Source organism: Bradyrhizobium sp. Ash2021 (assembly GCF_031202265.1).
Taxonomy (GTDB): domain Bacteria; phylum Pseudomonadota; class Alphaproteobacteria; order Rhizobiales; family Xanthobacteraceae; genus Bradyrhizobium.
Genome location: NZ_CP100604.1, coordinates 2,640,689 through 2,662,829 on the forward strand (window position 1 = coordinate 2,640,689; position 22,141 = coordinate 2,662,829).

The following is a 22,141-nucleotide window of genomic DNA, read 5'->3' on the forward strand; positions in this document are numbered from 1 at the left end:
ATTCGCGCTTACGACCAGCCGTTAATTTTTGCCCTGCGTTTGTGGCTCCGGTTCGAGTTTAAAGGTCAGCTTGTTGATCTTGCCGGTGAACTTGAACGGAACCTCGTAGCGATATTCCAGCAGTGCTACCCCGGTGCGTGTGTCCTGGCCGACGTCGAAGGTTTCGTCCTCCGGGAACGTGATCGGGGTGGTGTGCTCAAGCGTATTCCTCGCCACGTCCTTCCCGTCGACGGACAGCACGCCGGTACCGCCCTTGCCCAAACCCGGCTCGGCGGATTTGAAATCGAACACGATGGTGTGCTTGCCAGCTTCCAGCTCAGGTCCCTCCCATATGGTGCGCTTGAGGTCGAGCAGGTTATAGAGGAACACCGCCTTGCCTCGGCCGACTCCAAACTCGCCCTTGCTCAGGAAAAGGCCGTAGCCGCCGAAGCGTCCGCCCTCGGTGACGATCATCCCCTCCGCGCCGCCATCGGGGATCTCGACCTCGGCAGTGATCGTGTAGGACTTATTCTTGATGTCCGGCGCCGCGCTCGCCGGCGTGCCAGTCAGTTCACCCGAATAGGTGAACACCGTTCGCCCCGCCGTAAGACTCGGACGCGGCGTGTTCCAGCGTGCGAGCGTCGTATTGTCGAGCGGCAACACATTGTACTTCTTTGCCTCGGCGTAGAAGAGATCCTGCATCTGCTTGAGCTTGTCGGGCATTTTTGCAGCGAGGTCATCAGACTGCGTAGGATCTTCTTTGACGTTGTAGAGCTCCCAATTGTACCCGGTGATCACGTCCGGCGGCGTCTTGGTGCTCAGCTCCCACGGCAGCGTTACCGGGGTCGTGGCTGCCACCCACCCGTCATCATAGATAGCACGATTGCCGAGCATCTTGAAATATTGGGTGGTGTGTTGCGAGGGCGCGTTGGCGTTCGCTTTGGCCCACGTGTACGCCATGCTAACACCCTCGATGGGAATCTGCTTGATCCCGTTGATCGTGTCGGGTTGGGAAACGCTGGCCGCTTCGAGAATGGTCGGCACGATGTCGATGACGTGATGGAACTGACGGCGGATGCCGCCGGCCTCCGTGATGTGGCCGGGCCATGACATGACCACGCCCTGGGCCGTGCCACCGAAGTGTGACGGCACCTGCTTCACCCACTTGAAGGGCGTATCCATCGTCCACGCCCAGCCCGCCGCGAAATGCGGGAACGTCCGCTCCGATCCCCAGAACGGATACCAGAGAAACTGGTCCTTCACCGGCACGGGAACGCCGTTGAACGTGGTGAACTCGTTCGGCGTGCCGTTGAGCATGCCTTCGGCGCTCGCGCCGTTGTCGCCACCGATGTAGATGATCAAGGTGTTATCCAGTTCGTCGAGGTCTTCGACGGCCTGGATGACCCGCCCGATCTCGTGGTCGGCGTAGGCGAGATAGGCCCCATAGATGTCCGCTTGCTTGATGAAGAGCCTCTTCTCGTCCCAGCTCAGAGAGTCCCATTCCGGCAAATCTTTCGGCCAAGGGGTCAGCTTGGCATTCTCGGGCATGATGCCCAGCCGCTTCTGATTGGCGAAGATTTTCTCGCGCACCTTGTTCCAGCCCTCGTCGAAGAGGTGCATGTCGCTGATCTTCTTAACCCACTCGGGTGTGGGATGATGTGGCGCATGCGTTGCACCCGGCACGTAATAGACCAACCACGGCTTGCCGGGCGCGATCTCCTTCAGTTGCTTCATGTACTGGATGGCCTCGTCAGCCATCGCCGTCTCCAGATTCCAGCCGGGATTGCCCTGGAAGGGATAGATGGCCGTCGTGTTGCGGAACAGGTTCGGTTGCCACTGGCTCGCGTCGCCACCGACGAAGCCGTAGAAATAATCGAAACCCATTCCATTCGGCCATTGATCGAAGGGCCCGGCTTGGCTCGCCTGGTAAAAGGGCGTGTTGTGGTCCTTGCCGAACCAAGAGGTCGCATAGCCGTTCGCCTTCAAAATCGTGCCGATCGTGCCTTTCTCGATCGGAATGATAGAGTCGTAACCCGGGAAACCTGTTGCGATTTCGCCAACCACCCCGAAGCCTACCGAGTGATGGTTGCGTCCCGTGATGATCGCCGCCCGTGTCGGTGAGCATAGCGACGTCGAATGGAAGTTCGTGTAGCGTAGTCCGGCCTGCGCAATGCGATCCATAGTTGGAGTGGGCACAACGCCGCCGAAGGTGCCCGGTGCCCCAAAACCTTGATCATCCGTCATGATCAGCAGGACATTTGGCGCGCCTTTCGGCGGCACCACGCGCGGCGCCCACCAAGGCGTCGACTCGGAAGCCTTTTCCTTGATCACTCCGCTGAATTTCGGGTCGGGCGGCGGAAGTTGTTTGCCGTCTATGGTGGTTGTGGCTCCGGGTGAGCCAGGAGCACCTGTGACCTGCTGCGCGGATGCTGACAAACAACCGAGAGCGAGAACACTGGCGGCAGCGAGCATGCTACGAAGGATTTTCATCGCTCAATCCTCCATTCATCGCAAACTTAGGTAATGTCAGCCCGGAGCCAGCTCGCTTTGATTTAAGTCAAAGGTACCGGTTGGGCCGAGGTCGAACCTCCGCCACCGGGATAACCGTTATGGGTCAAAAGCGCCGTTTTGGCAGTCCGCCGGCCGCTTCCGGTCTACCCCGATCAACGGACATCTTCAGGGTCCGTCGGCACGTCTCAAAAGTGCCAGTTCCGGACTCATGCACCGCAACACATGTCCCATCATTCGACCACCTTGTCGGCGTGAACGATGAGTATTCACGGCATATCGAGGCCGAGCGCTCTGGCCGTCTTGAAATTGCGCACTCGCTGCGTCCGCGTGCGTATCGGTTTTGTATGCCTACACGCACGCGAGGACGAGGGCGAAGCGCGCCTCACGCGATGGAGCCAATCAGCATACAGAAGAAGATGCGCATGCTGCAGTAATCGGATCATGACGCGTGAGTTACTGCTCAATCTAGCGGCAAAATGAGACCTTGACTTCATACTCCTCAAGATTAACGTTCACGAAATGTCCTGCGGGTGGGAGGCGGAAATCCATTCTCGCGGAGGTCCATCATGAGAGGCAATGAATGTCCCGTCCACGTAGCTGATGGCGTGCTTGGCACACAGTGTCACATTTGCGCTTTTTTCAATGGCTTCGACGAGCAGCACAGGGTGCTTCGCTCGTTCATCAAAGAGGGGTTCGAGCGGGGCGACAAGGCTTTTCATATCGTGGATCCCGAGCTGCGGGACGATCATCTGAAGCGACTCGCCGAAGCTGGCATAGACGTGGAGCAGGCGATAGCAACCGGACAGCTGGAGCTGCGGCGCTGGCAGGACGCTTACCTGCGCGACGATCGCTTCGATCAAGATGGGATGCTCGCCTTGCTCGAAGAGGTGCTCGGATCAGGGGCGGCGGCCGGTAATGCCCTCGTCAGATTTGTGTCGCGCGTGGAACCGTCCCTGGTGGACAAGGCAGGCGAAGATAACTGGTTGGAATACGAGACGCGCGTCAACTACGCGGTCTCCAAATACAACGATCCGGTAATCTGCACCTACGATCTGACGAACTTCAGTGCCAGCTTGGTGATGGACATGTTGCGGGTTCACCCCGTCGTGATTGTCGGAGGGGTGCTCCAGGAGAACCCGTTCTTTGTTCCTCCAGACCAGTTCCTCCTTGAACTCCGAGAGAGAAAATCGGCTCGGCGCAGCGCGATCCAAGCACATTGATAGTGATGGCTGACGAGAATCTCCGGCTGCGAGCAGCGCTTCGGGATTTAGTTGCACTTTCGACCATCCCGGCGGGGTGGATCGGGATCGCACCGCGCACGATCGCCGCCGGACTAGCTGACATACTGGTGGGGTCGTTGGGTTTTGATTTTGCGTTCGTACGCTTGCTCGATCCCACCGGAGGGGTGACGATCGACGTCACGAGTGGATGCGCCACCAGGGAATTTTTAGACTGGCTGCAGGCCCAATTTTCTACTTTCGATGGGTCTTTGCGTCGGCAGATCATTCCAAATGTTATTAGCTTTGACGACAGATTGAAATCGCTCCGCGGTATCATTATTCCTCTTGGGTTCAACGCTGACGCTGGTCTTGTAGCCATCGGCTGTGAGCGTAGCAACTTCCCAACCGAAAATGACAGGATGCTGCTCACAGTGGCTGCTAATCATGCGGCGACAGCCTTCCGCAGCGCGAACTTGATTGATGAACGGCGCCGGGCTGAGGAGGAAGTTCGCAAAGCCCGCGACGAACTTGAGATGACGGTGATGGAAAGGACGGCTGAATTGCAGCGGACAATGGCTGAGCTGGTCCACATGAATCGCCTAGCGACAGCGGGCGTCCTTCTAGCGTCCATTGCTCATGAGATCAATCAGCCACTAACCGGGATTGTAATGCAAGCCAGTGCCGCCCGACAATGGCTTGCATTGAGAGAGCCGAGCATAGAAAAGGCGCGAGACGCGCTGGATCAAATCGAAAGGGACGGTCTCCGTACAGGTGAAATCATCGCAAGCCTTCGCGGAATGTTCAAAAAGGAAACGCAGGCGAGAAACCCAATCGACATTAACGAGCTGATCTTCACGGTTCTTGCTATTGTGCGCCACGAGTTGCAGAGGCATGGAGTAGAGCTGCGCACAGAACTCGATGAATCACTCCCGGCCTTGGAAGGCGACAGAGTTCAATTGCAGCAAGTCGTATTAAACTTGGTCATGAACGCCATTGAGGCGATGCAGACGGGAGCGCTGCGAATATTGAGCATACGATCCTGCGTTAGCAAACCAAATTTTGTTCACGTGGCCGTCGAGGATACCGGCACGGGTATCGCCCCATCCAACCTCGATCGTATTTTCGACCCGATGTTCACGACCAAAGAGCGTGGTATGGGAATTGGCCTTTCCATCTGCCATTCTATTATCGAAAGCCATAACGGCCGTATTTGGGTGACGCGGGGAATCGCCAAAGGCTCGGTTTTCCAATTTGAGTTGCCGACGAGCGTCGGCCAAGGTGATCAAATTCGCTAACGTCATTCCTGAATAGCGACGCGCGTTGCATAACGTGCCGACAGGCGAAATCTAGCCATGTCGCATATGGGTCAAGAGCGCCGTTGCGACCCTCTGCCAGCCGCTTCCGGTCTACCCCGATCAACGGACATCGTCAGCACCGGTCGGCATGTCTCAAAGGTGCTACATTGCGGAACTTAAGGCGGACATCGCGCCAAGTCCGAGAAGTGCCCATCTTCATGCCGCGTGCGGGTTGACGACCGCATAGCCTCGCAGCGAACGCGCGTGAATTCGCGTTGCGTGCCCGCCTGAGTTGGCGTCATATGCCATCCACATATCGCGCCCAAGGTGTTGTTCCAGGACAAAGACGTGCCCACGTCGCGCTGCAACCATTCCAGGTGCTGGCGATGCACGCGGAAAGCGCAGCCAATTAGCCGCGAGGTTTAATTCCGGCACAATACGTCCAAACACGCGCATTGCCGCGCCGCAACCGCAGAAAGACCGAGGGCAACCGGCCGGGCGACCACCGACATCCTGACCAAGGGGGATGTTTGCCTCGGCTACGGCGGCATGATCGTATCGTGTGTACTGCGAAACCTTCGCGCCGCGCGCTTGCGAAAACGAAAAGTCGCAGGGCATGGTCACATTGCATTCTGGTAGGGGCGGACATCTCCGCGGACGGACCAGGAGTCCCCGTGGCCGCAGCGGTTTTGGATACCTCGGGCCCCTCACTATCTTCGAGAACGCACCGAGAGTTTGGCGTGCGACTATTTCAAAAGTCGCAAAAGAGCTTGCCCGGCTTTTGAGTTCAATTCCTTGGCGTCCAACGTCCCATCGTGATCTGGATCTGCGGCACCGAAACGCTGCTCGACTACCGCGAGATACTCGTCCTTCGTGAGCGTTCCATCGTGGTCCGGATCGGCAGCGGCCAACTCCTTCTGCGTCAATCTGCCAGCCAATTCACGTTTGTCGAGAGTGCCATCATGGTCCCGATCTAACTTGTCGAACAACGCTGATGCAGCCTTTTTCGCTTCCGCGAGGTCGACCGTGCCGTCGTTATCCGTGTCAAGCATTCGAATCCAGTTGGACTGGCGGGACTTCGCCAGGACCGGCGACCCGCCGACCAGCGAAGCACCGGCGATAAGAGCGAGAACCAAGGTGCGGCGCGATATCATGGGGTGACCTTTCCCGGTTCTGATTTGTACTGGGCAACTCCGTCGGCGAACGCGAGTTCCCTGCCGGGATGCGCGCGAGACGTCCTACCTGATCTGGCGTTGCGGGCGCTGGGCGTGTCTTCCTTGATCCAGACGTCCGCCAAAACCCACCGCAGTCATGGCTCCCGATGATGTCCCGGGAAATGCCGGCGATGCGAGCCCGCTCTCGTCCAGCAAGCGTCGAGCACACCTGGGGAACGGCCCATGTAACCCCACGTCGGAAGGGTAAATCGGCGTTGCCTATAGTTTGTCGGCTATCGTAAAGACGACACCTGGAAATTCTCACACCGCGATACCGCACAATGGTGCAGGGGGCGACGACGTGGGAGCCAAAAATGGACCAACCGACCCAATCGTACCGAAACAGGTTGCTGCAACTGCTGCCGCGTTCGGATTTTGATGCGCTGCGTCCGCATCTAAAGGCGGTTACCCTGGAGTATCGGCAGCCGCTCTTTGAAGCCAACCAACCTCTGCGCAGTGTCTATTTCCCGGTGACCGGGGTGGCATCCCTTGTGAACACGATGGCGGACGGATCGGCCTCCGAGGTCGGCACCATCGGCAATGAAGGCATCGTGGGATTACCGATCCTTTTGGGCGATGAACTAACACCCATGTCTGCCTATGTGCAGGTCCCGGGTGCCGGGCTGCATTTGCGAGCGGAGATCCTGCGATCGGCGCTTCAACACAGCGCGGGCATGCGCACCGTGATGCTGCATTACGCGCACGCCTTCTTCGATCAGGTGGCGCAGTCGGCGGCCTGCAACCACTTCCATCCCATCGAACAGCGGTGCTGCCGCTGGCTGCTAATGACGCATGACCGGGTACAGTCCGATCAATTCCTGCTGACGCAGGAATTCCTCGGGATGATGCTCGGCGTGCAGCGCACCGGTGTGACCCTCGCGGCCCGCAAGTTGAAGGGTGATGGCTTGATCGATTATCATCGCGGACAGGTGTCGATCCTCGATCGCAAAAAGCTCGAAGGTCGTGCGTGCGAATGCTATGCCGTCAGCAAGCGGGAATTCGACCGACTACTCGGCCCTCCCACCGGCTCACATGCCTGAATGCTCGAAGGACTGTCTCAGAGTCTCAAGGTGAGTTCAGCTTTGGCCCGAACAGCCCACAACCATTGCGCAGGGAATGCCGGGTGTTCCGGGGTACCTGTGATGACTACCCTGTGCTTACTACCAATGCACAGGGGCTGCGGGTGCAGCGGGCATCCGGCATTTCCCTGCGCCCTCTCTTCTCGAGGGTGGTTCGTACAAACACTCGGGCGTATCGCGCCGCGGGATCGCGAAGTCATATCCCGAAATTATATCCCCCGGCTCTTTGAAATTTGAATCGGGAAGTCGCTGCGGGCGTCGTAGAGTGGCGATGCGCAAGCGGGCAGACAAGCCCGCGATTTTGAATGCAGTCGGAGGAGGTGTACGCCGCGATCCGTCAGGGCAAGGCAAAGACCGGCATGGCCGAGGAATTGACGCGCCGGATCAAGGAAGGCGCCATTCCGATCATCAGCGACGTCGAAGGCTTCATGGCCTATTATGTGGTCTACGCCCCCGACGACACCGTGACCGCGATCAGCCTCTTCAACAATCACGCCGGCGCCGAGGAAGCCAACCGGCGCGTGCTCGCCTGGATCGAGCAGGACCTTGCGCCGCTCCTCGTCGGCCCCGCCACGGCGTTCGCCGGTCCGGTGATCGTGCATACGCTGGCGTGAGGCCCTACGACGTCATTGCGAGGAGCGTAAGCGACGAAGCAATCCACTCTTTCTTCGCGCGGCGAGATGGATTGCTTCGCTAGCGCTCGCAATGACGGCCTCAACGCTGGATTCAGCTTGTCGCCCTCACAACTCCCGCGCATTGGAGAATGCAAACGACGACACCCGCCGCGTGTTCTCGTCAAGGATCAAGGTTCGTGTGATCGGCGGCTCGGCGCGCTGGCTGCAATTTTCGCGTTCGCACAGCCGGCAATTGACGCCGATCGGGGTGCCCTCGGTCTTTTCCAGATCCATGCCGGTGGCATAGATCAAGCGCGACGCGTGGCGGATTTCGCAGCCGAGGCCGATCGCAAAGCGCGGCTGCGGCTGCGGATGCGGCGCCACCGGCCGGCGCACCATTTGCGCGATCGAGAAATAGCGCGTGCCGTCGGGCAGCTCGATTACTTGCTTGAGCAGGCGGTCCGGGGTGTCGAAGGTCGAGTGCACGTTCCATAAGGGGCAGGTGCCGCCGAATTTCGAGAACGGAAAGGTGCCGGAGGAAAATCGCTTGGAGACGTTGCCGGCATTGTCGACGCGCAGCATGAAGAAGGGCACGCCGCGCGCATTCGGCCGCTGCAGCGTGGTGAGCCGATGACAGATCTGCTCGAATCCGGAATTGAAACGCTGCGCCAGCACGTTGACGTCGTAACTCAGCGTTTCCGCTGCGCTATGGAAGGCCTGATACGGCATCATGGCGGCGGCGGCGAAGTAATTCGCCAGCGTAATCCGGTACAGCCGCCGCGGCGTGTCGTCGAGCGGGCCGGCGCGATTGACAATGGTCTCGAAACTCGTGCTGCATTCGGCAAGCCCGATCTGGAACGCGAGCTGGAACGCGCGGCCGGGGCCGTCGACTAGTTCGGAGATCAGCAACTGCCGGCGATGCCGGTCGAACCGCCGCAACGTCTCGCGCATCACGTCGACCGGCATGATGCGGGTGACGATCGAGTGCTTTTCGCGCAGCCGTGCCGCGAGCGCCGCAAACAATCCTTCGGCCGGCACGTTCAGTTCGTCGCGCAGATTTTCCGCCGCGGTTTCCAACTCCGGGAAATAATTGCGGTTGGCCTCGATCAGGTCGCGGACGCGCTCGATCGGGTTGGCTTCGAATCGCGTGCCCTCGTCGCGGTCGGCCATTTGCGCCGCGACCAGGGTCTCGCCGCGGCGGGCTTCGGTATAGGCGGCATACAGCCGTTGCAATGAATGGGTGACGCCTGGGCACAATTCGGCGAGATCGCGCAGTTCCTGTTTCGGCAGGTCGATCTGGCGAAACAAGGGATCGGAGAAGATCTCGTTCAGTTCGGCGAAGAAGCGGTCCTCGTCAGCGGTGGCGAGGTCGCGCAGATCGAGGTCATAGGTTTCCGCCAGCCGCAGCAGGATCTGCGCCGTCACCGGCCGCTGATTGCGCTCTATCAGGTTGATATAGCTCGGAGAAATGCCGAGCCCCTCGGCGATCTGGGTTTGCGACAGGCCGAGTTGCTGGCGGATCCGCCGGAATCTCGGGCCAACGAACAGCTTCTTTCCGGAATCGCCTGCCATGGCAGCCTCGCTGACCTAATTTTGTGACAATAATTACAAAATGACATCTATGACAAGTCCATATGTTACATGACATCACCATTCGAATACAAGCTGTCTATACGAAGTAAGGAATCTCACGTTTAGCTCCTGACACGCATTTCGCAATGCACTGTCACGAATGTCGATTAAAGGATCACGCATATGAACTATCAGCCACGAGGCATCAGCGACCGGCCTATCCAAGGACCGGCTTCCTATCTGAGCGAGGTTGGAGCTGCTGAAGCGCTCCTCAAGACCCAGCCGACCTGGAACGGCGTCGCTGCCGAAGCCGTGGCGCGCATGCGTCTGCAAAACCGCTTCAAGACCGGCCTGGACATTGCCCGGTACACCGCGGCGCTGATGCGCAGCGATATGGCTGCCTATGACGCCGATCCCACCAAGTACACCCAGTCGCTCGGTTGCTGGCATGGCTTCATCGCGCAGCAGAAGCTGATTTCGGTCAAGAAGCATTTCGGCACGACCGATCGCCGCTATCTGTATCTCTCCGGCTGGATGATCGCCGCGCTTCGCTCCGAGTTCGGACCGCTTCCCGATCAGTCGATGCACGAGAAGACCTCGGTGCCGGCGCTGATCGAAGAGCTCTACACCTTCCTCCGTCAGGCGGACTCCCGTGAGCTCAACGATACCTTCCGCGCCCTCGACGCCGCTCGCAAGGCAGGCGACCAGGCGAAGGAAAAGGCATTGATCGAAAAGATCGACAACTTCCAGACGCATGTCGTGCCCGTCATCGCCGACATCGACGCTGGTTTCGGCAATGCGGAGGCGACGTATCTGCTCGCAAAGAAGATGATTGAAGCAGGTGCGTGCGCTCTGCAGATCGAAAACCAGGTCTCCGACGAAAAGCAGTGCGGCCACCAGGACGGCAAGGTGACTGTGCCGCACGAGGTGTTCCTGGCGAAGATCCGGGCCTGCCGCCATGCCTTCCTCGAACTGGGAGTCGAAGACGGCATCATCGTGACCCGCACCGACTCGCTGGGTGCCGGTCTCACGCAGCAGATCGCCGTGAGCCACAAGCCCGGCGACATCGGCGATCAGTACAACAGCTTCCTGGATTGCGAGGAAGTGACGGCCGCCAACGCCAGGAATGGCGATGTCATCATCAACCGCAACGGCAAGATGATGCGTCCGAAGCGGCTTGCCAGCAACCTCTATCAGTTCCGTGCCGGCACCGGCGAAGATCGTTGCGTGCTCGACAGCATCACCTCGCTGCAGAACGGCGCCGACCTGTTGTGGATCGAGACCGAGAAGCCGCATATCGAGCAGATCGCCAAGATGGTTGACCGCATTCGCGAGGTGGTTCCGAACGCGAAGCTGGCCTACAACAACTCGCCATCGTTCAACTGGACGCTCCACTTCCGTTGGCAGGTGTACGACGCGATGAAGGAAGCCGGCAAGGATGTCAGCAAGTACAATCGGGCCGAACTCATGAAGCCGGAATACGACGATACGCCGCTGGCCATTGAAGCCGACGAGCGCATCCGCACCTTCCAGGCCGATTCAGCAAAGCGTGCCGGCATCTTCCACCATCTGATCACGTTGCCGACCTATCACACGGCAGCTCTGTCGACTGATAATCTCGCGAAGGAGTATTTCGGCGATCAGGGCATGCTAGGCTATGTGAAGAATGTTCAGCGTCAGGAGATCCGTCAGGGCATCGCCTGTGCAAAGCATCAGAACATGGCTGGATCTGACATCGGCGACGATCACAAGGAATATTTCGCCGGCGAGGCCGCTCTGAAGGCGGGCGGCGTCCACAACACGATGAACCAGTTCGGCTAACGGTGCAATTGATCAGTCTGGGGTCTGGTCGGATTCCAGACTGAACACGCTACGCAACAGGAGACTATCATGACCACAGGCAGCAATTTCTGGGTGATTGGCGGCGAGTTCGGTTCGATGAACTTCCACAAGCTCGTGGAAGGCTCGGCTCAGGTGCAGGGTCCGTTCAAGACCCGCAAGGAAGCCGAGGACGCCTGGCGCGTCGTATCGGAAGAGAACCGTCACAAGGCCGGCGTGCGCTTTTCCATCGTCGAAGAACCCTCGCGGGTCTCGGCCTGACCGGCTGCTGTCTGATCAACGTCTCAAGAAACGTCCAAGGAAAGCCTAGCGACGGGCGGCCCCATCCGGATTTCCGGGTGGGGCCGTCTGGTTTTCCAACCGACCAAAGGCGTAAGTTATTGGAAACAAACGGCCTTTGCGGAAAATCTGGTTACTGATAGGTTAATGTGGACCGATCAGGACAAAGGCGCCCCAGGATGTCAGACGCGCAGAATACCGGCCACGCCGCCAGCGACCCGCGACCGACGCGGTTGCGCGATGCGCTCCGGCAGGCGCGGATTGAGGCTGCCGATCGCATCGGCGTCGTCGTCGAGTTGCGCGACGCGGAAGTCGCGCGCCTCGAAATCCTGAACGAGGCGCTCGATCCGCTGTTTGCGCAGGTCCCCGAGCAGGTCGATCTGTTCGATCGTGGCGTCAGCCAGGGCGAAACGCCGAGGCTGTGGATCGATGTGGTCGCGCATATCCTGATGGGACGCGACAAGCGCATCTACCGCTTCGTGCAGGACACCCGCTTCGGCCGCATCGTGCTGGCCGAATCGCACGATGTCCCCGTGATCGTCGATGCCGTCACCGACTATGTCGCGCGCCGCATGATCGAGCGCGAACACGCGATGGTCGCAACGCCGATCGTAGAACCGGTCGCGCCGGAAAAACCGCGGCGCGGCGGGTTCTGGACCTTCGTGCTCGGCTTCCTGCTGGGGGCCGCCGCGCTGTTCGCCCTGGCGCTGTTTGCGAGCCTGCGCAATTTCTAGAGCAGCCGCGTCTCGCTCAATTGCTGCACCCGCAAGCCCTCGCCCAGGCTTCGCACCGTCTGCTCGCAGCGCCAGGCGTCGCCGTTGCGCTCGATCGAAAACAGATTGTAGGCGGCGGACGGATAATGCCGGTGCGCCAGCGCCGACGCCGACGGCACGCCGATCGCCGGTATTTTGCCGTTCGGGCCGTCGAACCACATCGTCGAATGAATGTGGTCGTGGCCGTGCAGAACGAGGTCCACGCCGTGCCGCTGCAGCACCGCGCGCAACTGCCGCGAATCCGTCAGCTGCTTGATGCGGGAATCCGAGTGCAGGGGATGATGCACCAGCAGCACCCGAAACGCCTGTTCGGACGACAGCTGCGCCAGGATGCGATCGAGCGCATCGAGCTGCGCGCGGCCGAGCCGGCCGGTCGCCATCAGGGGCGGCGTCGGCACCGCCGACGAGACGCCGATCAGCGCCAGCGGACCGCGCCGGCGCACAAACGGATAGGACGTCACGCCAGCCTCGGTATCGCCGCGCAGGTAGTCGGCGAATGTCCCGGCAAAGCGGTGCTTGGTGGCGCGGACATAGGCGTCGTGATTGCCGGGAATGACCGTCACCTGCTGCGGTGCGCCGATGCTTTCCAGCCAGGCCGCCGCCGGCGTGAACTCCGCCTCCAGCGCGAGATTGACGAGATCGCCGGTGACCGCGATGTGGTCCGGCTGTTGCGCCTTGAGATCGGCGACCAGCGCGTCGAGCACGTCGCGGCGGTGATATTTGTGCCGGTTGCGGGTCCAGTTGAGATAGCCGAGCGCGCGTTTGCCCGCGAGATCGCGCAGCCGCGCCGGTGGCAGCGGCGGCAGATGCGGGTCGGACAGATGCGCCAGCGTGAACGCAGCCATCACTTTCGTCCTCCCGGATGGCCTGTGATATAGAGCCGGTGCACGATCATCTCTCGATATCCCAAGATCCCGCAAATGTATTGGCAAGCCGGCCGCGCCCGCGCAAGCATCAAACGTCCGGGGTCAAACGCAATGCCCGTCCATCCGAGGTCTCAGTGACGACCCTGCAGGATCTGCGAAAACGCTTCGAGCCGCAGTTGCGGCGGGTTCTTCATCTCTATTGGTGGCTGGCCCGCGGCATGACGCTCGGCGTCCGCGCCGTTGTCCTCGACGGCGACAACCGGGTGTTCCTGGTCAGGCACAGTTATGTCAGCGGTTGGTATCTGCCGGGCGGGGGTGTCGAGGTCGGCGAGACCTTTCTGGAGTCGTTGCGGCGTGAACTCATGGAGGAGGGGCGGATTGAGCTGACCGACGAGCCCGTGCTGCACGGCGTGTTCCTTAACAGCCATGTTTCGCACCGCGATCACGTCGCGGTCTATGTCGTCAGGCAGTTTCGGCAGGACCGCCTGCCGGAGCCCAATCGCGAGATTGTCGAATGCGGATTCTTCGATTTGGCAGCACTGCCCGATGACACAACCCCGGGGACCCGCCACCGCATCGCCGAAGTGCTCGGCGGCAAGGCGCCGATCGCGACCTGGCGTTGACGCCTCCGCGCGACCGGCTTGGTTGCGTCCCGCTATCGCAGCGCCTAGAAGCGGAGAAATCAGGGCATTGGCCGGTTCGACATGCGTAAGCTGAAATCCCTCAGGCTCCTTTGCGGCATTGGCCTTCTGCTGGTGCTGGCGAGCAACATCTGGACGATATCGCGCTGGAGCGAAAGCCGCGGAGTCTATGACGACGTCTGCTATCTCAGGCAGGCGCATCTGTTCCAGAAATTCGGAGCCGGCGGGCTCGATACCAACATCGCGCGCGACGAGGATCATTATCTCGTCGACCGACTGAAGGCGATCGGCTTCCCGGAATGGAATGATGTGAAGCGAATTCCCTGCCACACATGGATCGAGAAAGCCGACAAATACGTCATGCAATACCCGCCGGGGACCGGATTTGCGCTGGCGCTGTTTCCGGCGGACTTTCAGGTGATTCCGCTTTACGCATTGGCGAGCATCACCATCTTCGGTTTTGCGCTGCTTGGACTGTTCCGGGCGCGCGAACCGGCCTCGCTTGCGCTGGCCGCTTTGTTCGGCTTTGCCGCGCTCTATCTGATGATCAATCCGACCAAGGCGAGCTACTCGATGGCGCCGACCATGATGGTCTGCGCAGCGGCGGGTTATCTCACGCCAAGACTTTTTGATGGGGGAGGGCGGCAACGGCTTGTTCTGACCGCGCTGGTCGGCCTCTTGATCGGCCTTTCCGTCAATTTCCGCCTGCCGAACCTGTTCCTGTCGGCAGGCTATTTTCTGTTCCTCGCCGGTTCGTTCCTCAAGGCGCGAAACAAGGAAACGTTTCTGCAGGGTACCGCCTTTGGCGTTGCCTTCCTGATCGGGATCGTGCCGACGCTGATGGCCAATGCGATCAATGCCGGAAGTCCGTTTTCGACGACCTATGGCGGCGTCGACGTCGTGGCGCCTGAGCTGAACTCAGGCATCCTCTGGCGCTATTTCGTGGACGTGCAGTTCACCCTGCTGGCCATCGCCGCCGCCTGGACCGCCTGGCTATGGCGTTCCGATCACGGAAGCGCAAAACGGGTTGCGCTCGCGGTCGCCGGAAATCTCATTGTGAACCTGATCTTCTTCATGTCCCATCCGGTCTTCACGCCTTACTACATTATCCCCATCGATATGCTTTCGCTCTGGACCCTGCTGTTTGCGACGCTCGACCTGCGCGGCGAGCGTGCGACGGATAACCTGACCTTCCGGCAACCGGCAAAAGCCCGATTACGGTATAAACGAGCCATGAAAAGTGCTGATTCGGCGGGCGGGCGATGACGACACCGGCGTTGCGGGTTGCGGTCCTGGTGCCGTGCTTCAATGAGGAAGCCGCCGTCGCGACCGTGGTCGCCGATTTTAGCAAAGCGCTGCCGGCTGCCGAAATCTTCGTTTACGACAATAACTCGACGGATCGCACGATCGAGGTCGCTCGCGCCGCCGGCGCCGACGTACGCAGCGAACGCCGCCAGGGCAAGGGCCATGTGGTGCGGCGGATGTTCGCCGATATCGACGCCGACATCTATGTGCTGGTCGATGGCGACGCGACCTATGACGCCCCAAGCGCCCCGCGCATGATCGATACGCTGGTCGGCGACCATCTCGACATGGTGGTGGGCTTTCGCGTCGATCAGTCGGTCGCCGCCTACCGGCCCGGCCACCGCACCGGCAACTGGATGCTCACCAGCTTTCTGTCCGCGGTGTTCGGCCAGGCCTTCAAGGACATCCTTTCCGGCTATCGGGTATTCTCGCGCCGCTTCGTCAAATCCTTTCCGGTGCTGTCGGACGGCTTCGAGATCGAAACCGAACTCAGCGTGCATGCGCTCGAACTGGCGCTGCCGGTGAGCGAGATCGAGACGCCGTATTATGCCCGGCCGGAGGGATCGGTCAGCAAGCTCAATACCTGGCGCGACGGTTTCCGCATTCTCGGCACCATCCTGAAATTGTACCGGTCGGAAAGGCCGCTGCGGTTCTTCACGGCCATCGGCATCATTCTCGCGCTGCTTTCGATCGGCCTCGCGATCCCCGTCATTATCACCTATCTCGAGGTAGGCCTCGTTCCGCGGCTGCCGACCGCGGTTTTGTCGATGGGCCTGATGATCGTGGCGATCCTGTCGATATCTTCCGGCCTGGTGCTCGACACCGTGACGCGCGGCCGCCGCGAGATGAAGCTGCTGGCCTATTTGTCCCAGCCGGCCATTGACAGGAATTGAAACTGCTCGAATTTAGGCAAGGCAGGGCGATAGACCGCGCCTCCGTCAGATGCTATCCCGCGTTAGAGCTTTGGTTCTGATTTGATCAGAACCAAAGCTCTAACCTATTTTCTGACGCGTTTTCTTAACGCGAACCGGTGCCCACTTCGCTTGAAAACGCTATTGAGATCATGAGCGACCTCTCCCTGACAATATTGGCCGAAACCCCGAATGACGCGCACGCGATCGAGCGCCTGCACGAACGAACCTTCGGGCCCGGCCGCTTCGTGCTGAGCGCCTATCGCCTGCGCGAACATGTCGATCATCTGCTCGATCTGTCGTTTACGGCATGGATCGGCACCCTGCTGGTCGGCTCGGTGCGCCAATTGCCGATCTGCATCGGCGACACGCCGGCATTGATGCTCGGGCCGCTGACCGTCGAGCCGCCGTTCCGCGGCCGCGGCGTCGGCCGCGCGCTGCTCGATCGCTCGCTGAACGACGCGAAAGCCAGGGGACATCGCCTCGTCATCCTGGTCGGCGATGAGCCCTATTACAGCCGCGTCGGTTTCAAGGCCGTGCCGAAGGGGCGGGCGATCATGCCGGGACCGGTCGACTACAGCCGCCTGCTGGTGGCTGAATTGGTCGAAGGCGCGTTCACCGATGTCTCCGGAGATATCCGGCCGGACTGGAGCAAGGCGCGGTAGAGCGTGCGGGGTGGGCAACGGCGCACGCCGTACCACCATCACTTGCGTTCGACCTCGAAACCCTTGCAGCGCAAGTCAAGCAGACATTGGAACTCGTTTGGCGTCGCATGGTCGGATGGGTCGATGAGAAACTTGCAAGCTGGATTTTCCACTATCGCCGTTCGCTGGGAAGCGAAGTCGTCAAATTGTGCGTTGAGATCAAGGCGGCCTCGCGCCTGCTATCGTATATCTCCAACACCCATTTGACTGACATGACCGCCTCCCTGCGAAGCAAGTTTCACAGCTTCTGCGAAATGCCGACAAAGAAACCACGGCGCGGTCCGAACTGCGGCGCAAACACACCGATGCCCGAGCCGTCCCTGATCTCGTAGATCTTGTCGAACAGGTTCACGACGTCGAACCTCACCGTCGTCGGCTTGTTCGGAGCGACAATGTTGAAATCGTGCGACAGTCCGACATTGACCTGGGTGTATGACGGCAAATGATCGGTGTTCGCAAAGCCGGAGCGAAGCCCGCTGCCGTAGATCATCGACGCGCTGAGCCGCGTGCCGTTCCACAGATAGGAGGCGCCGGCGGACGCGGTCAGGACCTGGGCATGGTCCGTGTAGATATAGTGGCTGGCGATAAAGTCTATTTCGTCCTGACCGAACAGAAACTGGTTTGACACGATGGTGGTGGCGATCTGTTTGGCCCAGGCGACGTTTCCATAGGCGCGGAAATTGCCGTTGGTGTAGTTCGCTTTGAGTTCGACGCCGACATTCTGCCCCCGGTCGTAGTTGAAGCCGTTCAGCACATAGGCCGCGCCGAACTGGCCGTCGTCGAGCAGGTCGCGGGCGATCTTGTAGTAGCCGTCGATACCGACTTCGAGGCCCGGTATCGGATAGATCTTCTGAACGACGCCGACGTCGAACACGTGCGACCGCTCCGGCAGTACCGGACTGTTGAGCGCCACCTCGGGAGTTTGCGTGTTGGCGGGGGCGGTGGGGGGCGTCACAAGTGCGAGATTGGTCGGGGCGGCGATAACCTGCTGTGGCGGCGTGAAGTTTCGCGCATAGCCGGCGTGGAACGTCGTTCCATCGTACGGCTTCCAGGTCAGGCTGACGCGCGGGCTGAGCTGATTGGCATCGACATATTGATACATCTGGTCGAACCGCAATCCGGCGTTCAGGGTCAACTGGTTGGTGATCCTCCACTCATCCTGAAGATAGGTGCCGATCAGCCAGCCGGTCTTCGAACTGGAATCGAATACCGTGAATGGCGGACCGAACGGATTGCCGGTTATGGGATCGACCTGATTGCCGGTTGCCGGATCGACCGGCAGCACGGTGGATATGTTGTTGACCAGAGAGCGCTCAGCGCTCACGGAAAACCCAAAACGAAGGGTATGCGCAAAACCGACGCGCCAGGCTGTATCTTCCTGAATGCCGTTGACAAAGCTCTGACGGTAAACGTTCGACGCGACGCCGTTGAAGACCAGATCTCCGGTCGGATCAGGATAGAAGTGCAACTGGCTGTAGCGGTTGAAGTACGAGAGCTGGTAGTCGATATCGTCGACCGATTTCTGGTAGGCGACGACGTTGAATTGATTGAACTCGTTCTGGTGTTCGTTGAGCAGCGCCGAATCGAAGCTGGTCACCCCATTGACGTTAAAGTTCGGCGTCTGGCCCGGATTGTTGGGAATCTGATAGGTGCTGTTGGACACACCGCTCATGAATGTCAGGCGGCTGGTGGGGTCGAGCACGGTCGAAAGATAGAGAAATCCCTTTTCCTGCGACGTGCGGTCGTGAATGGCTTCATTCGACGGTGTAGGATTCTCTATCCCCAGATTATTCTGGAGAAAGCGTCCGGACACGAAATATTGGGTCTGTCCGACGGTGCCGCCATATTCGAAGCTCGGTGTGATCGTGCCGTGACTGCCGCCATAAACGCTGACGCTGCCGGAATTGTTGAAGGCGTCCGCCTTGGTCTGGATGTCCAGCACGCCCGCGGTGCGAAAGCCGTATTGCGCCGGAAGCGCACCCGTAAGCAGGGCAAGACTACCGACAATGCCGGTGTCGAGGATCTGCCCGAAAGCACCGACGCCGTCGGGCAGCATGATTCCGTTGATGCGGTACTGCACATTGGCGTGCTCGTTGCGCACATGCAGTTCGCCGCTGGCGGCCGAATCCTGTGTTACGCCCGGAAACTGCAACAATACTTTGTCCAGCGTCGCATTGGCGCCCTGCGGTGACGCTTCGATGTTCTGATGATTGATCTGATATGAGGTCGCGCCGATCGGCGCATCGATGGTCCGACGGGCTTCGTCGAATTTTTCGTTCTTGCCGGCAACGATCTGCGCTTCGGTCTGCGGTGCCGCTGCAGGCACCTCACGACGTTGCCCGGTGGTCACGCGCGTCTTTGGACGCCGCGGCTGCTGGGAAACGCGCGGCGCGGTCACCGAGATTTCAGGCAGCTTGGTGGTGCCGCCAGCCGCGGGCGCTGCGGTCTGCGACATTGCGGGGTTGCCCAGGCCGAGCAGCAGTGACGCTGAACTGGAGAGCAGGAAAGTGGTTCTTAATGAGCGCGTCATTGTCCCGATCCTGAGAAGCTGCGACCGGAATTCGCGTTGTCGACGAATTTAGGAAGCGCCTTGCCGTCGATTAAGTGACGGACCGATTTCGATTTGTCCCTTGAGATCGCCTCGCATGATGCGAGTGAGCCCCGAGGGCGCATCAATCAATCGATGTCAGGAGATGGGAGGCGCGCGGGATTGGAACGCCGGATGCACCGAGCCCAAATGGATGAACTCGGCGTCGGTCGTGCGGTACAGAAGTTCGACCGCCTGCGGCAGCTGCAGCACCGGCGGCGTCGCGAACAGCACATTGCCGGCGAGCGCGATGACGGCGCAGATCGCGCAGGCATCGGCCGGTTGCTGGTCGCTGTCGGGGGTGGACGGCGGTTGCTTCCGCGCGGCTTCACTGGGCGCATCGGGCGCGGCAACGGCACCGATATGGGCCAGATCGGCCTGCGACAGGCCGATCTGAATCGCTGGCGCGGCCTGGATCGCTGGCGCGGCCTGCGCGGAGATCCCGTGGAAATGCCCGAACGACAACGCAAACTGGATCGCGAGCGCGAACAGCGCCAGCCGCGAGCCGGTTTTGATGTTTTTTCGGAACCACTTCATGCCGCGTGAGGCCCACCTGAGGGACGGCCGTCCCGATGTTATATTATAACATCGGATGGCGCTGGCCGTGTCAACCGTAGCTCCGGCCAGGTCAGGCGGAATCCGTCAGCGCTGTGGGATTGATGCAACGCCAGCGAGGCGCGCCGCGCTCAACGCCCCTCGCGTAGCCAGGTCGCGGCAAAGGCGCCGAGCAGCAGCAGCAGTCCGATCAAGCCCGCAAACATCGGCAGCACGCCGACGCCCTTGACGACGCTGGCGTCGCGCATCCTCACGCCCATCCAGCCGTCGCCGTGGAAGATGCCGGAGGCCCGCACCGGCACGATGCGGGGCAGGTCGATGCTCGAACCGTCGACCACGCGGCGCGCGTCGCCGCCGGTCGCCTGCGCCAGGGGCTTGAGCATCTCGGTCGTGGAAGTGACCTCGGAGAATTCCTTCGGATTGGTCGGGCCGACATTGATCAGCGCTTTCAGCGTGCCGTCGGTCGCCTGCCACAGGCCGAGTTCGTTGGCGGGGATCGTGGAGGTCCAGGTTCCCGGTTCGCCGGCGCTGAGCGTCAATTCGCGCGTGGCGCCGCTCGGCGACGTCACCGTCACCGGCGTGACGCTGTCCGCCATGGTCTGGCGCTGCACCACGAGATCGTGACCCTGGACCTGCAGACGCAGCGCTTCTTCGTCGAGATCGGGCTGCTTCATCAGCCAATGCGACATCCGCCGCAGCAGATCGAGATGCGGCCCACCGCCTTCATAGCCGCGCGCCCACAGCCAGATATGATCCGTCAGCAGCAGCGCGACGCGGCCTTCGCCGGAGCGCGACAGCAACAGCAGCGGCTTGCCGTCGGCGCCGGTCATGACCGGCGGGATGACGGAGTTACGCGTCTCCACCGTGCGGAAAAACCGACTCCAATGCGGCGGCTCGACGGCGGAGCCCTCGAGCCCGCGCGTGACGGGGTGACGCTTGCCGGCATCGCTCAGGTGCGCATAAAACGGCTTCTCGGTGACGCCGACCGGCTCGGCCGGAAGCACCGAATCCAGCGGCGTGCGCCAGATGCTGGTGGTCGAGGCATAGTCGGGACCGGCCGACACCAGCACGGCCCCGCCGGCACGCACATAGCGCGCGATATTCTCGAAATAGGGGATCGGCAGCACGCCCTGACGGGCGTAGCGGTCGAAGATGATCAACTGGAATTCGTTGATCTTCTGCTGGAACAATTCGCGGGTCGGAAACGCGATCAGCGACAGCTCGTTGATCGGCGTGCCGTCCTGTTTCTCCGGCGGGCGCAAAATGGTAAAATGCACCAGATCGACGCTGGCGTCCGACTTCAAAAGGTTGCGCCAGGTACGCTCGCCCGCATGCGGCTCGCCGGAGACCAGCAGTACCCGCAATTTATCGCGCACGCCGTCGATGGCGACCACCGCGCGGTTATTGACCAGCGTCAGCTCGTTCTCGAGCGGCGAGGCCTCGATCTCCACGATGTTCGGACCGGCATGCTTGATGTCGATCTCGATATTGGCGGTCTGGCCGCTTTGCAGGGTGCGCTCGTTGATCACCTCGCCATCGCGGCGGACCACGATCTTGGCGCGCTCGCCGGTGACGCCCTGATCGTCGAGCCGGTAGGTAATGGTCTGGGTCTGGCCGACGATGCCGAAACGCGGCGCGGCCGAGATCGCAATGCGCCGGTCCCGCTCGTCCTTGCGCCCCGTGATCAGCGCATGCACCGGCGCCTGGAAGCCGAGTGCCGAGGCATTGGCGGGAATATCGTGCACGCGGCCATCGGTAATCAGGAAAGCGCCGGCGACACGCTCGACGGGAACGTCCGACAGCGCCGATGACAGCGCGCCGAACAGTTTGGTGCCGTCGGTTTCGCCGTCGGCCTGCCCGGCCTCGACCACGCGGACTTCCAGTCCCTTGATCTTCTTGAGGCTGTCGACCAGGGCTTCCCGCGCCTTCGCGGTTTCCTGATTGCGCGTGCCGAAATTCTGGCTCGGACTCTTGTCGATCACCACGGCGGCGACCGACGACAACGGTTCGCGGTCCTCGCGGGTGAAGGAGGGATTGGCGAGCGCAAGCAATATCAGCGCCAGCGCCGTCACGCGTACGGCCGCACCGCGTGCGCGGCCGAGCAGCAACAGGGTTGCGATCACAAGGATGGCCGCCAGCGCGAGCCACAGCACAAGCGTGGGAACGAGGGGGGTGAACGCGATGCCGTATTGCATGC

General features: G+C 60.8%; 18 protein-coding genes. 11 read left to right on the forward strand and 7 right to left on the reverse strand.

The genetic code is table 11. The features are described 5' to 3' along the window. Positions 1 to 21: 21 nt before the first annotated feature. Positions 22 to 2,469: an arylsulfatase gene (locus NL528_RS12775; protein ID WP_309183014.1), complete on the reverse strand. Its 2,448-nt coding sequence runs from the start codon at positions 2,467 to 2,469 to the stop codon at positions 22 to 24. Positions 2,470 to 3,056: 587 nt separating this feature from the next. On the opposite strand from NL528_RS12775, the gene NL528_RS12780 reads away from it, so the two are divergent. Both NL528_RS12780 and NL528_RS12785 read left to right on the forward strand, forming a co-directional pair. Continuing rightward, positions 3,057 to 3,710 carry an MEDS domain-containing protein gene (locus tag NL528_RS12780; protein ID WP_309183015.1) on the forward strand — a complete coding sequence of 218 codons (654 nt, stop codon included), beginning with the start codon at positions 3,057 to 3,059 and terminating at the stop codon, positions 3,708 to 3,710. Between the two features lie 5 nt (positions 3,711 to 3,715). Then, positions 3,716 to 5,005 carry an ATP-binding protein gene (locus tag NL528_RS12785; RefSeq protein WP_309183016.1) on the forward strand — a complete coding sequence of 430 codons (1,290 nt, stop codon included), beginning with the start codon at positions 3,716 to 3,718 and terminating at the stop codon, positions 5,003 to 5,005. Between the two features lie 746 nt (positions 5,006 to 5,751). Here the strand turns inward: NL528_RS12785 and NL528_RS12790 are convergent. Beyond that, positions 5,752 to 6,159, reverse strand: coding sequence for an EF-hand domain-containing protein (locus tag NL528_RS12790; RefSeq protein WP_309183017.1), 408 nt, complete (start codon positions 6,157 to 6,159; stop codon positions 5,752 to 5,754). Between the two features lie 374 nt (positions 6,160 to 6,533). On the opposite strand from NL528_RS12790, the gene NL528_RS12795 reads away from it, so the two are divergent. Then, positions 6,534 to 7,259, forward strand: a complete 726-nt coding sequence (locus NL528_RS12795; protein WP_309183018.1) for a Crp/Fnr family transcriptional regulator — start codon at positions 6,534 to 6,536, stop codon at positions 7,257 to 7,259. A gap of 359 nt (positions 7,260 to 7,618) precedes the next feature. Next, complete coding sequence (locus NL528_RS12800; protein ID WP_309184882.1) at positions 7,619 to 7,912, forward strand: antibiotic biosynthesis monooxygenase; 294 nt, start codon at positions 7,619 to 7,621, stop codon at positions 7,910 to 7,912. A 126-nt stretch (positions 7,913 to 8,038) separates the two neighbouring features. Here the strand turns inward: NL528_RS12800 and NL528_RS12805 are convergent, their stop codons facing one another. Then, complete coding sequence (locus NL528_RS12805; RefSeq protein WP_309183019.1) at positions 8,039 to 9,484, reverse strand: short-chain fatty acyl-CoA regulator family protein; 1,446 nt, start codon at positions 9,482 to 9,484, stop codon at positions 8,039 to 8,041. Positions 9,485 to 9,667: 183 nt separating this feature from the next. Here NL528_RS12805 and NL528_RS12810 point away from each other — a divergent pair, with 183 nt between their 5' ends. The 3 genes from NL528_RS12810 (at position 9,668) to NL528_RS12820 (ending at position 12,336) form a co-directional block, all read left to right on the forward strand. Continuing rightward, complete coding sequence (locus tag NL528_RS12810) at positions 9,668 to 11,305, forward strand: isocitrate lyase (protein ID WP_309183020.1); 1,638 nt, start codon at positions 9,668 to 9,670, stop codon at positions 11,303 to 11,305. 69 nt (positions 11,306 to 11,374) lie between these two features. After that, entirely contained in the window at positions 11,375 to 11,584 is a 210-nt protein-coding gene (locus NL528_RS12815) for a hypothetical protein (protein ID WP_309183021.1), read from the forward strand. 197 nt (positions 11,585 to 11,781) lie between these two features. Then, positions 11,782 to 12,336: a hypothetical protein gene (locus tag NL528_RS12820; protein WP_309183022.1), complete on the forward strand. Its 555-nt coding sequence runs from the start codon at positions 11,782 to 11,784 to the stop codon at positions 12,334 to 12,336. Here the strand turns inward: NL528_RS12820 and NL528_RS12825 are convergent. Then, positions 12,333 to 13,220 carry a metallophosphoesterase gene (locus NL528_RS12825; protein ID WP_309184883.1) on the reverse strand — a complete coding sequence of 296 codons (888 nt, stop codon included), beginning with the start codon at positions 13,218 to 13,220 and terminating at the stop codon, positions 12,333 to 12,335. The two genes, NL528_RS12820 and NL528_RS12825, sit on opposite strands and share 4 nt — an antisense overlap. Positions 13,221 to 13,375: 155 nt before the next feature. Between NL528_RS12825 and NL528_RS12830 the strand changes: the two genes are divergently transcribed. From NL528_RS12830 to NL528_RS12845, 4 genes are all read left to right on the forward strand, one after another. Next, positions 13,376 to 13,864: an NUDIX domain-containing protein gene (locus NL528_RS12830; protein WP_309183023.1), complete on the forward strand. Its 489-nt coding sequence runs from the start codon at positions 13,376 to 13,378 to the stop codon at positions 13,862 to 13,864. Positions 13,865 to 13,945: 81 nt separating this feature from the next. Beyond that, positions 13,946 to 15,148: a hypothetical protein gene (locus tag NL528_RS12835; protein ID WP_309183024.1), complete on the forward strand. Its 1,203-nt coding sequence runs from the start codon at positions 13,946 to 13,948 to the stop codon at positions 15,146 to 15,148. Beyond that, a complete protein-coding gene (locus NL528_RS12840; RefSeq protein ID WP_309183025.1) occupies positions 15,145 to 16,080 on the forward strand; it encodes a glycosyltransferase family 2 protein in 936 nt (311 codons plus the stop codon). The genes NL528_RS12835 and NL528_RS12840 overlap by 4 nt, the downstream gene beginning before the upstream one ends. Positions 16,081 to 16,250: 170 nt before the next feature. Beyond that, a complete protein-coding gene (locus NL528_RS12845) occupies positions 16,251 to 16,763 on the forward strand; it encodes an N-acetyltransferase (protein ID WP_309183026.1) in 513 nt (170 codons plus the stop codon). 277 nt (positions 16,764 to 17,040) lie between these two features. Here the strand turns inward: NL528_RS12845 and NL528_RS12850 are convergent, their stop codons facing one another. The 3 genes from NL528_RS12850 to NL528_RS12860 all read right to left on the reverse strand — a co-directional run bounded on the left by NL528_RS12850 (position 17,041) and on the right by NL528_RS12860 (position 22,139). After that, the gene (locus NL528_RS12850) at positions 17,041 to 19,332 is read right to left on the reverse strand and encodes a TonB-dependent receptor domain-containing protein (protein WP_309183027.1); all 2,292 of its coding nucleotides are present in this window, start codon (positions 19,330 to 19,332) and stop codon (positions 17,041 to 17,043) included. Between the two features lie 156 nt (positions 19,333 to 19,488). Beyond that, complete coding sequence (locus NL528_RS12855) at positions 19,489 to 19,926, reverse strand: DUF2946 domain-containing protein (protein WP_309183028.1); 438 nt, start codon at positions 19,924 to 19,926, stop codon at positions 19,489 to 19,491. Between the two features lie 149 nt (positions 19,927 to 20,075). Next, positions 20,076 to 22,139 (reverse strand): hypothetical protein, encoded by a 2,064-nt coding sequence (locus tag NL528_RS12860; protein ID WP_309183029.1) that lies wholly within the window; start codon positions 22,137 to 22,139, stop codon positions 20,076 to 20,078. Positions 22,140 to 22,141: the final 2 nt, after the last annotated feature.

Excerpts from the sequence above, each read along its gene's own strand:
- NL528_RS12775 (WP_309183014.1), bottom strand. The coding sequence starts at position 2,469 with ATGAAAATCCTTCGTAGCATGCTCGCTGCCGCCAGTGTTCTCGCTCTC.
- NL528_RS12780 (WP_309183015.1), top strand. The coding sequence starts at position 3,057 with ATGAGAGGCAATGAATGTCCCGTCCACGTAGCTGATGGCGTGCTTGGC.
- NL528_RS12785 (WP_309183016.1), top strand. The coding sequence starts at position 3,716 with ATGGCTGACGAGAATCTCCGGCTGCGAGCAGCGCTTCGGGATTTAGTT.
- NL528_RS12790 (WP_309183017.1), bottom strand. The coding sequence starts at position 6,159 with ATGATATCGCGCCGCACCTTGGTTCTCGCTCTTATCGCCGGTGCTTCG.
- NL528_RS12795 (WP_309183018.1), top strand. The coding sequence starts at position 6,534 with ATGGACCAACCGACCCAATCGTACCGAAACAGGTTGCTGCAACTGCTG.
- NL528_RS12805 (WP_309183019.1), bottom strand. The coding sequence starts at position 9,484 with ATGGCAGGCGATTCCGGAAAGAAGCTGTTCGTTGGCCCGAGATTCCGG.
- NL528_RS12810 (WP_309183020.1), top strand. The coding sequence starts at position 9,668 with ATGAACTATCAGCCACGAGGCATCAGCGACCGGCCTATCCAAGGACCG.
- NL528_RS12815 (WP_309183021.1), top strand. The coding sequence starts at position 11,375 with ATGACCACAGGCAGCAATTTCTGGGTGATTGGCGGCGAGTTCGGTTCG.
- NL528_RS12820 (WP_309183022.1), top strand. The coding sequence starts at position 11,782 with ATGTCAGACGCGCAGAATACCGGCCACGCCGCCAGCGACCCGCGACCG.
- NL528_RS12825 (WP_309184883.1), bottom strand. The coding sequence starts at position 13,220 with ATGGCTGCGTTCACGCTGGCGCATCTGTCCGACCCGCATCTGCCGCCG.
- NL528_RS12835 (WP_309183024.1), top strand. The coding sequence starts at position 13,946 with ATGCGTAAGCTGAAATCCCTCAGGCTCCTTTGCGGCATTGGCCTTCTG.
- NL528_RS12840 (WP_309183025.1), top strand. The coding sequence starts at position 15,145 with ATGACGACACCGGCGTTGCGGGTTGCGGTCCTGGTGCCGTGCTTCAAT.
- NL528_RS12845 (WP_309183026.1), top strand. The coding sequence starts at position 16,251 with ATGAGCGACCTCTCCCTGACAATATTGGCCGAAACCCCGAATGACGCG.
- NL528_RS12850 (WP_309183027.1), bottom strand. The coding sequence starts at position 19,332 with ATGACGCGCTCATTAAGAACCACTTTCCTGCTCTCCAGTTCAGCGTCA.
- NL528_RS12855 (WP_309183028.1), bottom strand. The coding sequence starts at position 19,926 with ATGAAGTGGTTCCGAAAAAACATCAAAACCGGCTCGCGGCTGGCGCTG.
- NL528_RS12860 (WP_309183029.1), bottom strand. The coding sequence starts at position 22,139 with ATGCAATACGGCATCGCGTTCACCCCCCTCGTTCCCACGCTTGTGCTG.